Here is a 12,123-nt window from a genome sequence, read left to right as displayed (position 1 = left end):
GCCATGCAGCAGCCAGTTGGCCATGTGCTGGCTGCTGATGCGCAGCGTCGCGCGGTCTTCCATCAGGCCGACGTTGTGGATGTCGGGCACCTTGGAGCAGCCCACACCCTGGTCAATCCAGCGCACCACGTAGCCGAGAATGCCCTGAGCGTTGTTGTCGAGCTCTTGCTGTTTGGCTTCCTCGGTCCAGAAGGGGGTGGCCGTGACGGGGACCTGCAGCAAGCCGTTGAGCAGGGCATTGCGCTCCTTGCTGGCGTCGATTTTTTCCAAGTCTTTCTGCACCTTGCTGACCTGGACCTGGTGGTAATGCAGCGCGTGCAGCGTGGCGCCGGTCGGGCTGGGTACCCAGGCGGTGTTGGCGCCAGCCTTGGGGTGGGCGATTTTCTGCTCCATCATGGCTTTCATCAAATCCGGCATGGCCCACATGCCCTTGCCGATCTGCGCCTTGCCGCGCAGGCCGCAACTCAGGCCGACCAGCACGTTGTTCTTCTCATAGGCGGCAATCCAGGCGCTGGTTTTCATGTCGCCTTTGCGGATCATGGGGCCGGCGTGCATGGCGGTGTGCATCTCGTCGCCGGTGCGGTCAAGGAAGCCGGTGTTGATGAAGGCCACGCGGCTGCTCGCTGCGGCGATGCAGGCCTTCAGGTTGACGCTGGTGCGGCGCTCTTCGTCCATGATGCCGAGCTTGACGGTGCTGTCAGGCAGGCCCAGCATTTTTTCCACACGGGTGAACAGCTCGGCTGCAAAAGCCACTTCTGCCGGGCCGTGCATCTTCGGTTTGACGATATAGACCGAGCCCTTGCGCGAGTTTTTGATGCCTTTGCTGTTCTTGCGTTTCAGGTCGTGCATCGCGATCGTGGTGGTGACCACGGCGTCGAGAATGCCTTCCGGAATTTCTTTGGTCGAGCCGTCGGCAGCGGTATAGAGGATGGCCGGGTTGGTCATCAGGTGGCCGACGTTGCGCACAAACATCAACGAGCGGCCGTGCAGGGTGACCGGTTTGCCTTTGGGCGAGGTGTACTCACGGTCCGGGTTCAGGCCGCGGGTGAATGTTTTGCCGTCCTTGGTGACGCTTTCCGTCAGCGTGCCCTGCAAAATGCCCAGCCAGTTGCTGTAGGCCAGCACCTTGTCGTCGGCGTCAACCACGGCCACCGAATCTTCCAGATCCAGAATGGTCGACAGAGCCGCTTCCAGCACCAGGTCGCTCACGCCAGCCGCATCACTTTTACCGATGGGTGTGCTGCGGTCGATTTGAATATCAATATGCAGGCCGTTGTGCTGCAGAAGAACGGAAGTCGGCGCCGAGGCTTTGCCCTGAAAACCGATGAACTGGCGGGCATCTGCCAACGTGCTGGTCTTGCCACCCTTGAGCGAGACCACCAGCTTGCCGCCCTTGACAGCGTAGCCGGTCGAGTCGATGTGCGAGCCCTTGCCCAATGGCGCGGTGCGGTCCAGCACGTGGCGGGCGTACTCAATCACCTTGGCGCCGCGCACCGGGTTGTAGCCCTTGCCTTTGTCGGCACCGTCGGTTTCCGGGATGACATCTGTGCCATACAGCGCGTCATACAGTGAGCCCCAGCGTGCATTGGCTGCGTTGAGCGCGTAGCGTGCGTTCAGGATGGGCACCACCAGTTGCGGGCCGGCCTGTTTGGCAAGTTCGGCATCGACATTGCCGGTGGTGATGGAGACTTTTTTCGGCGCCGGCACCAGGTAGCCGGTCTGCTCCAGAAAAGCACGGTAGGCCTTCATGTCGGCAATCGGGCCAGGGTGGGCTTTGTGCCAGCGGTCCATCTCGGTTTGCAGGCGGTCGCGCTCGGCCAGCAGGGCCAGGTTCTTCGGTGCCAGGTCCGCCACGATGGCGTCAAAGCCCTTCCAGAAGGCGGCTCGGTCCACGCCCGTGCCGGGCAAGACCTGTTCGTCGACAAAGCGTTGCAGAACCGTGGCCACCTGCAGGCGGTGGAGGGAAGTGCGTGGGGTGGGTGTTGTCATGGTGAAACCTCAAGAAAAGAAAAACAAAACGGGTCGAAATGAATGGTCAGGATGCCGGGAAAAAACCCAGCACATCGCGCAAATTGGCGCCAGTCCTTGAGGGCTGGGTACCCAGCTCTTCAAACGGCAGCGCATAACGGTTGACCCAGAGTGTCTGGTAGCCGTACCAGGTGGCAGCCAGCGCGTCCCAGCTGTTGCAGCTGACGAAGGCTATTTGCGACACAGGCAGGCCGGTCGCCGCAGGACCTAGCGCATAGGCCTCTGGATGTGTCTTGTATTTGCGGATGTGGTCGACGCTGAGCACATGGTCCAGCAGGTCGTCCAGTCCGGCCGATTTCACGGCAACCTCCAGCATGGCCGGGTCGCCATTGGAAAGAATGCCCGTGACGATGCCACGCTTTTTCAGGGCCTGAAGCACTTCGCGATTTTCCGGAAAAGCCGACAGGTGACGGTACTGGTTCATCAGACGCAGTTCGCGGTCCGTGGTGAGGTCCAGCGACAGGCGCTTGCATGCGTATCGCAGGCCGGCACGCGTCAGCTCCCAGAAGGGCTGGTAATGCGTGCCGTGGTTGCTGGTGGTGACCAGCCGGGTGTATTCAATCTGCTTGTCTCGCCATAGCAGGCCCAGCGCCTGGCCATGGCCGGGGAACAATTGTTCCGCCAGCAGGCCCACGCTGTACACGTCAAACAGCGTGCCGTAAGCATCAAAAAGAACAGCGCGTGGAAGGGCCGCACCAGCCTTGAGGTTTTCCATGGCTAGACTGTATTTCATACTTTGACAAAGATTAACTTTCAAAAAAGCGTTTTATCCATGACACATTTGTACATAATCGGCGCAAACGCTAGCGCCGCATAATTTGCCTTTCACAACCCCGCCGGGGTTGGCCTCCTGACGCATTCAAGGATTCCCCGTGTCCGAGCCCATCCCGCCGCAAAAAGCGGCTGCAGAAGCCCCTTCTGCTTCTGCTTGCGCCGCAGCGCCCCTGCCGCTTGAAGGCATCCGCGTCATTGAATTCACCCACATGGTGATGGGTCCGACCTGCGGCATGGTGCTGGCCGACCTGGGGGCCGAAGTCATCAAGGTCGAACCGCTGCGGGGCGACAACACGCGCCGCCTGCTGGGGTCGGGCGCGGGTTTTTTCCCGCTGTTCAACCGCAACAAGAAAAGCATCGCAGTGGACCTGCAGCGGCCCGAGGGGCGCGAGCTGGTACTGCGGCTGATCGCGACGGCCGACATCGTCAGCGAAAACTTCAAGCCCGCCACCATGGCGGGGCTGGGGCTGGACTATGCCAGCCTGTCCCGTCTGAATCCGCGCCTGATTTATGTGAGCCACAAGGGCTTTTTACCCGGCCCTTACGACCACCGAACGGCGCTCGACGAAGTGGTGCAGATGATGGGCGGCCTGGCCTACATGACCGGTCGGCCCGGCGACCCGCTGCGCGCCGGCAGCAGCGTCAATGACATCATGGGCGGCATGTTTGGCGCCATCGGCGCGATGGCGGCCCTGGCGGCACGCGCCAGCAGCGGCAGGGGCCAGGAAGTCCAGGCGGCGCTGTTTGAAAACAATGTCTTTCTGGTGGCCCAGCACATGATGCAGTTTGCGGTGACCGGCGAGCCGGCCGCGCCCATGCCCGACCGGATTTCGGCCTGGGGCATTTACGACGTTTTCACCGTGAAGGACGGCGCCCAGGTTTTTCTGGCGGTGGTCAGCGACACCCAGTGGCTGCTGTTCTGCGAGGCGTTCGGCTTTGCCGACCTCAAGGATGACGCCCGGCTAGCCAGCAACAACGACCGCGTGCGCTCACGCGACTGGCTGCTGCCCATGTTGCGGCAGCGGCTGGCACTGCACAGCGCAGCCGAGCTCAGCGGTATTTTCGAGGCCCGGGGCCTGCCGTTTGCGCCCATCACGCGGCCGCAGGAGTTGTTTGAGGATCCGCATCTGCAGCAGACCGGCGGCCTCGCACCGCTGAAGTTGCCGGACGGCCGCGATACCACGGTACCGCTGCTGCCGCTGACGCTGGACGGCCGGCGTCCAGGCGTGCGCCTGAGCCCGCCGGCGCTGGGCGAACACAGTCGCGAATTGCTGTCAGGCCTGGGTTATGCCGAGGCCGATATCCAGCGCCTGCTGGCGCAGGGCGTAGTGGGTGCGTCGAGTTGACGGCGATGTAATCAAGGCTTGGACCGAGATAATTGCCACCTTTTAGACGCATAATCAATTTGCATGGACAAACTCAAGCAGATGGAATCCTTTGTTTCGGTGGCCACCCGCGGCAGCCTGACTGCGGCGGCCAATGCCGAGGGTGTGGCGCCTGCCATCATGGGGCGACGCCTTGATGCGCTGGAAGAGCGCCTGGGGGTGAAGCTGCTGGTGCGCACGACCCGCCGCCTCACGCTCACCCACGAAGGCAGTGCATTTCTCGAAGATTGCCACCGTTTGCTGATCGATGTGGCGAATGCCGAGGCCAGTGTGTCGGCTGGCGGCGTCAAGGCCAGTGGCCACCTGCGCATCACCGCCCCTGCAGGTTTCGGCCGCCGGCATGTGGCGCCCCTGGTGCCGCGCTTTCGCCAACTGCATGCCGAAGTCACGATCTCGCTGAACCTCAGCGACCGGGTGGTTGATCTGGCGGGCGAGGGTTTTGACTGCGCGGTTCGCGTAGGCGACCTGCCGGATTCCTCGCTGGTCAGCGTGCGCATGGCCGACAACCGCCGCATGTGTGTAGCCACTGCCGACTACCTCAAACGCCACGGAACGCCGCAGCACCCCAACGACCTTTCCAGATTTGACTGCCTGACGCTGTCGAGTGAGGCGTCGCAGACGCGCGGCTGGGCGTTTCGTGTACCGCGCAACGCCGAAGGGGGACAACATGAACGCGCCCTGACCAACGCGGCAAGTGACGGCGACTACGAAGTCATCCACCTCAAACCGGGTGGCCCGCTGGATTGCTCGGACGGGCAGGTGCTGCATGACTGGTGCATGGCGGGGCACGGCATCGCCTGGCGCAGCGCCTGGGAAGTCAAGGCCGAGATTGCGCAAGGCAAGCTGGTGGCGGTGTTGCAGGACTTTGACGCACCGCCCAACGGCATCTACGCAGTGTTTCCGCAGCGCAAGCATCTGCCGCTGCGGGTGCGGCTATGGATAGACTTTCTCAAACACAACTATGGCCAGCCCGAATTCTGGGCCGCGCCGCAGCCCAGCCACCACTGAAACCCCGACGAGACCCGCCATGACACTGGAAGCCCTGCTCGCTTATGCCCACATTCTTGCCATCCTGACCATGGTGGTTTTTCTGGCCAGTGAAGCGGCCTTGTGCCGTGTGGAGTGGATGAATGCGGCCGTGGTGCAGCGGCTGCGTAGGGTTGACCTGATTTATGGCGCGGCAGCGGGCGCCGTTTTTCTGACCGGCCTGCTGCGCGTTTTTCTCGGTGCCAAGGGAGGCGAATGGTACGGCGCCCAGCCTCTGCTGTATCTCAAGCTGGCGCTGTTTATCACCATAGGACTGCTGTCAATAAAACCGACGCTGATGTTCGGCCGCTGGCAGCGCGAGCTGGCTGCCAGCGGCGCCCTGCCAGCCGCCGCCGAGGTGCAGAAAGCGCGCAAGCTGATCATGGTTCAGGCGCACATCCTGCCCTTTATCCCGCTGGCGGCGGTGTTTCTGGCGCGCGGGTTCGGCTAGAAGCCCTCCGCAGTCAAGTCTGGACTGCTGCTGGCCTGCCCAACGAAACAAGCTTGGGCACTTGCGCCAGCCCGGTGAAAGCAAAATCCACCTCGGGCACCCGGCCGCTCACGATGTCGGCAATCGCCGCGCCGGAGCCACAGGCATGCGTCCAGCCCAGTGTGCCGTGCCCGGTATTGAGAAACAGCTTGCGGGTTTTTGATGCGCCTATGTAGGGCACGTTGGACGGCGTGGCCGGCCGCAGCCCGGTCCAGTACTGCGCATTTTTTCCGTCGGTTATGTCGGGGAAAAGCTGGCGCACGCGGCGCACAATGGCTTCACAGCGCACCAGGTTCAGGTCGGTGTTGTAGCCCCCCAGCTCGGCCGTGCCGGCGATCCGCAGCCGGTTGCCCAAGCGCGAAAACACCAGCTTGTACTCGTCGTCGGTCAATGAAACGTTGAACGACGCCGCTTCATTGACCACCGGCAGCGTGACCGAGTAGCCCTTGGCCGGATAGATGCGCAAGGTCTGCCCGAGCAGCCGCGCCCATTGCGGGCTATAGGCACCCAGGCACATCACATAGGCGTCGGACTGGACCTCGCTGACGATGCCGTCGGCATTGGCAATCTGCACGCCCTTCAGCGTGTCGCCTTCCTTGCGGGCGCCGACGATGCGGGTGTTGTACAGAAACTCCACGCCGGCCGACGCGCACAGGGCCGCCAGTTTCGCGGTGAACTGGTGGGCGTCGCCAGACTCGTCGCTGGCCGTCATGCTGCCGCCCACCAGCTGGCTGCGACTGGCTGCCAGCGCCGGTTCGATGGCGATGCATTCGTCAGGCGTTTTCATGTCGAGCTCGCAACCGTACTCGCGCATCAATGCGGCGGGTGCCTGGGCATCGGCATATTCCGTCTCGTCGGTGTAGAAATGCAAAATGCCGGCCATCCTTTGCTGGTAGTCCATGCCGGTGTCCGCGCGCAGCTTTTGCAGCGTAGCACGGCTGTAAAGGCCCAGGTTCACCATCTGCTTGATGTTGTGGCGCGTGCGGCCCGGTGTGCAGTTGCGCAAAAAGTCCAGTCCCCACAGCCACTGGTTCAGGTCGGGGCGCAGGCGGAACAGCAGTGGCGCGTCTTCACGCATCAACCACTTCAATACCTTCAGCGGGGCGCCCGGGTTGGCCCAGGGCTCGGCATGGCTGACCGAGACCTGGCCGCCGTTGGCAAAACTGGTTTCCAGTCCTGCGCCGGGCTGGCGCTCGACGACGGTGACGTCGTGGCCGGCCTGATGCAAAAACCAGGCGGAGGCAATGCCGGTGACGCCGGCACCCAAAACGGTGACTTTCATGAAAACTCCAAGGAAAAAAGGTCGCAAGCCCTTGCAGGGTGAGCGCGAGTAGCTATGAAATAGATAGCATTTCAAAGCGACAGCGAACACCCGTCGGGGTGCCGCTCCCACTGTCCTTGGTACCTGAGAGATTCAGCCTGCGGCGCATTCGGCGCTGAGCAGGCTTTGCTCCTTCGGTGGTTGCCGCATGGCGCGGCAGCTCTCTCCAGATTCGGCGTGTTTCATTCAATACGGGAGCCTGAGCGATCATGGGAGATTGCGCCTTCGGCGGTCTGCGCCGGGGCGCAAACTCTCTCTTGAATGAAAGCGCATTCTGCCACGGCTTGCGTCAGAAGAGGTCGTTGTGGCGCGCGCCCTTAAAATCAGGGCATGCTCCTCGTCAAACAAGAATTGCTCGCGGCCCTGGCCGCCGAGCTGGAAAATCTTTCACCCGGCGCCGGCGCCAAGGCCGCCTTTGAGTCGCCCAAGGTGGCGGCCCACGGTGACTTTGCCTCCACGGCCGCCATGCAGCTGGCCAAGCCGCTCAAGCTCAATCCCCGCCAGCTCGCTGAAAGCCTGAAAGCCGCCTTGCTCGCCACGCCGGTGTACCAGCGCTGGGTCGATGCCATCGAAATCGCCGGCCCCGGCTTCATCAACTTCCGGCTCAAGCCCGAAGCCAAGCAGCAAACTGTGCGCGAAGTGCTGCAAGCCGCCCGCCTTTACGGCGTCAAGCCGCAGCAAGTCGGGCAGCGTGTGCTGGTTGAGTTTGTCTCGGCCAACCCGACCGGCCCGCTGCATGTGGGCCACGGCCGGCAGGCGGCGCTGGGCGATGCGATCTGCAGTCTGTTTGCCACCCAGGGCCAGGAGGTTTACCGCGAGTTTTATTACAACGACGCTGGCGTGCAGATCCACACCCTGGCTACCAGCACCCAGGCGCGCGCCAAAGGGTTGAAGCCGGGTGACGCCGGCTGGCCGGAAACCGCCTACAACGGCGACTACATCGCCGACATCGCCGCCGACTTCATCGCGAAAAAAACCGTGAAGTCCGATGACCGCGAGTTCACCGCCTCAGGGGACATCGACGACCTTGATGCGATCCGCCAGTTCGCCGTGGCCTATCTGCGCCGCGAACAGGACCTGGACCTGCAGGCCTTTGCGGTCAAGTTCAACAACTATTACCTGGAGTCCAGCCTCTACAGCTCGGGCCGGGTCGAGGACACCGTCGCCAAACTGAAAGCCGCCGGCAAGACCTACGAGCTCGACGGCGCGTTGTGGCTGCGCTCCACCGACTACGGCGACGACAAAGACCGCGTCATGCGCAAAAGCGACGGCGGCTACACCTACTTCGTGCCCGACGTCGCCTACCACCTGGCCAAGTGGGAGCGCGGCTTCAGCAAAGCCATCAACATCCAGGGCATGGACCACCACGGCACCATTGCCCGGGTGCGCGCCGGCCTGCAGGCGGCGGGTGAGGGCATTCCCGAGGGCTACCCCGACTATGTGCTGCACACCATGGTGCGTGTGGTCAGGGGCGGCGAAGAGGTCAAGATCAGCAAGCGCGCCGGCAGCTATGTCACCCTGCGCGACCTGATCGAGTGGACCAGCAAGGACGCGGTGCGCTTCTTTCTGCTCAGCCGCAAGCCCGACACCGAGTACACCTTCGACGTGGACCTGGCGGTGGCCAAAAACAACGACAACCCGGTGTATTACGTGCAGTACGCCCATGCACGCATCTGCTCGGTGCTCACGGTCTGGGGCGGCGACGAAGCCGCGCTCAAGGACGTGGACCTGACCGCGCTGTCCAGCCCCCAGGCCCAGTCGCTGATGTTGCTGATCGCCCGCTACCCCGAGATGCTGGCCAATGCAGCCGCAGGCCTGGCGCCGCACGACGTGGCTTTTTACCTGCGTGAACTGGCCGCCAGCTACCACAGCTATTACGATGCCGAGCGCATCCTCGTGGATGAAGAAGCAGTCAAGCTGGCGCGGCTGGCGCTGGTCGCGGCGACCGCGCAGGTGTTGCACAATGGACTGGCTGTGCTGGGCGTCGATGCCCCGCGCAAAATGTAAGGAATGATCATCACCATGGCGCGCAAGCTCTCCCACTCGCTGACCGGGCACGGCCCGACAAGACAACGCGGCGGCACCCTGCTGGGCCTGATCATCGGTGCGCTGATCGGCTTGGGCGCGGCGCTGGCCGTGGCGGTCTACATCACCAAGGTGCCGGTGCCCTTTATGAGCAAGGGCCAGTCGCGCAGTCCCGACCACGACGCTGCCGAAGCCAGGAAAAATCAGAACTGGAACCCGAACGCACCGCTGTATGGCAAAAACCCAGCCAAGCCTGCCGCCAGCGGGGCGGTGACCGATGTGACGCCCCAGCCGCCGGTCGCGGCGGAAAAACCGGCCGCTGCCGATCCGGCCAAGCCCGCCAAACCGGCTGCTGATCCCATTGGCGACCTGGCCAAGGCGAAAATGACGGCACCGACGGCACCGACGGCACCGGCGACTACGCCGGCACCTGCCGTCGCTGCGGGCGCTGACCCCTTTAGCTACTTTGTCCAGGTCGGTGCCTTCCGCACGCCGGAAGACGCTGAGCAGCAGCGCGCCAAGATTTCGCTGATGGGCCTGGAAGCCAAAGTGACCGAGCGCGAGCAATCCGGGCGCACCGTTTTTCGCGTGCGCCTTGGCCCCTTTGACAAGAAGGATGACGCCGACCGTGCCAAGGAACGGCTGGACGGCAACGGCGTCGAAACCGCCCTGGTGCGCGTGCAGCGCTGAACTTTCTGGCGGCAGGGTGTCCAACCTGATCGCACCCCGCCAGCCTCAACGGAGAATGTTTGATGAAACGACGTGAATTTTCGATTGCCACTTCAGTGGCTGCTGCTGCCTCGCTGGGGGCGCTGAGCACCACGGCGCTGGCCCAGGCCCCCGCCGCACCGCGCGCGGGCACCGACTTCCTGGTCCTAGACAAACCTGCCCCGGTGGACGCCCCGGCCGGCAAAGTCGAGGTGGTGGAGTTTTTTTGGTATAGCTGCCCGCACTGCCACCGCTTTGAGCCGGCACTGGAGGAGTGGATCAAAAAGACGCCCAAAGATGTGGTCGTGCGGCGCGTACCGGTGTCGTTCCGGCCGGATTTCGAGCCACAGCAGCGCCTGTATTACGTGCTTGAGGCCATGAAAAAGGTGGAAGAATTGCACAAAAAGGTGTTTTATGCCATCCACGCCGAAAAACAGATGCTCAATACGCCCGAATTGGTGGCGGCCTGGGCTGAGAAGCAGGGCTTGAACCGGGCCAAATTCAGCGAGATGTACAACTCGTTTTCCATCGCCACCAAGGCCCGCAAGGCCACTCAGTTGCAGGACGCTTACAAGGTGGACGGGGTGCCGGCACTGGGCGTGGCCGGGCGTTTTTATACCTCGGGCGAGCTGGCCAAAAACATGGACCGTGCCCTGCAGGTCACCGACTACCTGGTGGTCCAGGCCAGAAAAGGTTAGCCCCCACGGTCGCGCACTGCGTGTCGCTCCCTGCCCCCCTGGGGGCCGCTGCGCCTGCGGCCTGGCAAGCCGGTTCCGCGGCCCCTGCTTGAAAAGAGGAGGCCCCCTACGTTTGTCGAGAGATGCCCGCACAATTTGGCCGCTTGCATGGCTACAATGAGGCAACCCAACCAAAGCAGCAAGATTCGTGCCTTTTATGAACCATCCCGCCTGTGTACTGATGTTGGCCGCTGCCCTGGCGGTTTTTCCGGCTGCGGCTGAAAAGGCCGATCGCGACAAGCCCATGAATGCCGAGGCCGACGCGCTGCGGTATGACGACCTCAAGCAAACCAGCGTTTTCACTGGCAATGTGGTGATCACCAAGGGCACCATCATCATTCGCGGTGCGCGGGTCGACGTGACGCAGGACGCCGAGGGTTACCAGACCACCCTGGTGTACGGTGCTCCCGACAAGCTGGCGTTTTACCGCAAGAAGCGCGATGGGGTGGACGAGTTCATCGAGGGTGAAGGCGAGCGCATCGAATACAACAGCCGCCCCGACACCGTCAAGTTCATCAAGCAGGCGGTGCTGCGCCGCTATGTGGGCGCCGCCCTGGCCGATGAAACCACCGGCAACCTGATTATTTACGACAACCCCACTGATGTGTTCACGGTTGACAGCGCTGGACAGCCCCGCACCGCCGCCAACCCGACCGGCCGCATCCGCGCGCTGCTGACGCCGCGCAGCCGGCCCGGCGCCGCTGTCCCACCTCCGCCCGCCGGTCCGTCACCCACCCTGCGCCCCAGCACCACGCTGGGCGATGACAAAAAGTAAACCTGTCTCAATGAATGTGCCCCCGGATACCGCCCACGCCAGCCGCCTTGTAGCCGCCGGCCTGCAAAAATCCTACGGAAGCCGCAAGGTCGTCCAGGACGTCTCGCTCACCGTCCAGAAGGGCGAAGTGGTGGGGCTGCTCGGGCCCAACGGCGCCGGCAAGACAACGTCGTTTTACATGATCGTCGGGCTGGTGCGCGCTGATGCCGGCGAGATCACCATCGACGGCGAGTCCATCGAACATATGCCCATTCACAAGCGTTCGCGCCTGGGCCTGAGCTACCTGCCGCAGGAAGCCTCGATCTTTCGCAAGCTCACGGTGGAGCAAAACGTGCGCGCCGTGCTGGAACTGCAGACCGATGCGGCCGGCAAGCCGCTGACGGTCGACGTACTCAATGGGCGCCTCGACAACTTGCTGCAGGACCTGCGCGTAGACCACTTGCGCAACTCGCCGGCGCCGGCGCTGTCCGGCGGCGAACGCCGCCGCGTCGAGATCGCCCGGGCACTGGCCACGCAGCCGCGCTTCATCCTGCTCGACGAACCCTTCGCCGGCATCGACCCGATCGCGGTGATCGAGATCCAGCGCATCATCGGCTTCCTCAAATCGCGTGGCATCGGTGTGCTGATCACCGACCACAACGTGCGCGAAACCCTGGGCATTTGCGACCACGCCGTGATCATCAATGACGGCCATGTGCTGGCCGCCGGCACGCCGTCCGAGATCGTCAACAACGCCGATGTGCGCCGGGTCTACCTCGGCGAGCACTTCAAAATGTAGCCATGGGGGCGGGGGGGGGGGGGGGGGGGGGGGGGGGGGGGGGGGGGGGGGGGGGGGGGGGGGGGGGGGGGGGGGG

Annotated in this window: 11 protein-coding genes and 1 riboswitch; of the genes, 8 read left to right on the top strand and 3 right to left on the bottom strand. The window is 63.4% G+C overall.

Going from position 1 to position 12,123, the window contains the following annotated elements; translation table 11 throughout:
• Together H0W47_RS14075 and H0W47_RS14070 are read right to left on the bottom strand one after the other, a co-directional pair.
• Positions 1-1,989 (bottom strand): malate synthase G (locus tag H0W47_RS14075; protein ID WP_296925473.1); only part of this gene is annotated, 1,989 nt, incomplete at its 3' end.
• 46 nt (positions 1,990-2,035) lie between these two features.
• Complete coding sequence (locus H0W47_RS14070; protein ID WP_296925471.1) at positions 2,036-2,761, bottom strand: haloacid dehalogenase type II; 726 nt, start codon at positions 2,759-2,761, stop codon at positions 2,036-2,038.
• A 211-nt stretch (positions 2,762-2,972) separates the two neighbouring features.
• Between H0W47_RS14070 and H0W47_RS14065 the strand changes: the two genes are divergently transcribed.
• The 3 genes from H0W47_RS14065 to H0W47_RS14055 all read left to right on the top strand — a co-directional run bounded on the left by H0W47_RS14065 (position 2,973) and on the right by H0W47_RS14055 (position 5,664).
• Positions 2,973-4,148: a CaiB/BaiF CoA-transferase family protein gene (locus H0W47_RS14065; RefSeq protein ID WP_296925477.1), complete on the top strand. Its 1,176-nt coding sequence runs from the start codon at positions 2,973-2,975 to the stop codon at positions 4,146-4,148.
• A 63-nt stretch (positions 4,149-4,211) separates the two neighbouring features.
• Complete coding sequence (locus H0W47_RS14060) at positions 4,212-5,195, top strand: LysR family transcriptional regulator (RefSeq protein ID WP_296925469.1); 984 nt, start codon at positions 4,212-4,214, stop codon at positions 5,193-5,195.
• A 19-nt stretch (positions 5,196-5,214) separates the two neighbouring features.
• A complete protein-coding gene (locus H0W47_RS14055) occupies positions 5,215-5,664 on the top strand; it encodes a DUF2214 family protein (protein ID WP_296925468.1) in 450 nt (149 codons plus the stop codon).
• Between the two features lie 13 nt (positions 5,665-5,677).
• On the opposite strand, the gene H0W47_RS14050 is transcribed toward H0W47_RS14055, so the two are convergent.
• Entirely contained in the window at positions 5,678-6,985 is a 1,308-nt protein-coding gene (locus tag H0W47_RS14050) for a D-amino acid dehydrogenase (protein ID WP_296925466.1), read from the bottom strand.
• Positions 6,986-7,201: 216 nt separating this feature from the next.
• Positions 7,202-7,294, bottom strand: a riboswitch (glycine riboswitch).
• Between the two features lie 60 nt (positions 7,295-7,354).
• Between H0W47_RS14050 and argS the strand changes: the two genes are divergently transcribed.
• The 5 genes from argS to lptB all read left to right on the top strand — a co-directional run bounded on the left by argS (position 7,355) and on the right by lptB (position 12,047).
• Positions 7,355-9,031 carry an arginine--tRNA ligase gene (argS, locus tag H0W47_RS14045; protein ID WP_296925465.1) on the top strand — a complete coding sequence of 559 codons (1,677 nt, stop codon included), beginning with the start codon at positions 7,355-7,357 and terminating at the stop codon, positions 9,029-9,031.
• A gap of 3 nt (positions 9,032-9,034) precedes the next feature.
• A complete protein-coding gene (locus H0W47_RS14040) occupies positions 9,035-9,739 on the top strand; it encodes an SPOR domain-containing protein (RefSeq protein WP_296925463.1) in 705 nt (234 codons plus the stop codon).
• A gap of 62 nt (positions 9,740-9,801) precedes the next feature.
• Positions 9,802-10,455, top strand: a complete 654-nt coding sequence (locus tag H0W47_RS14035; protein WP_296925462.1) for a thiol:disulfide interchange protein DsbA/DsbL — start codon at positions 9,802-9,804, stop codon at positions 10,453-10,455.
• Positions 10,456-10,651: 196 nt separating this feature from the next.
• A complete protein-coding gene (lptA, locus tag H0W47_RS14030; RefSeq protein ID WP_296925460.1) occupies positions 10,652-11,269 on the top strand; it encodes a lipopolysaccharide transport periplasmic protein LptA in 618 nt (205 codons plus the stop codon).
• Between the two features lie 10 nt (positions 11,270-11,279).
• Complete coding sequence (gene lptB, locus H0W47_RS14025) at positions 11,280-12,047, top strand: LPS export ABC transporter ATP-binding protein (protein WP_296925458.1); 768 nt, start codon at positions 11,280-11,282, stop codon at positions 12,045-12,047.
• Positions 12,048-12,123: the final 76 nt, after the last annotated feature.

The sequence above is a fragment of the Polaromonas sp. genome, from assembly GCF_013817205.1.
Lineage (GTDB): Bacteria > Pseudomonadota > Gammaproteobacteria > Burkholderiales > Burkholderiaceae_C > Polaromonas.
The sequence above is the reverse complement of the archived record's forward strand: the minus strand, read 5'-3'. Positions and strand labels throughout refer to the sequence as shown.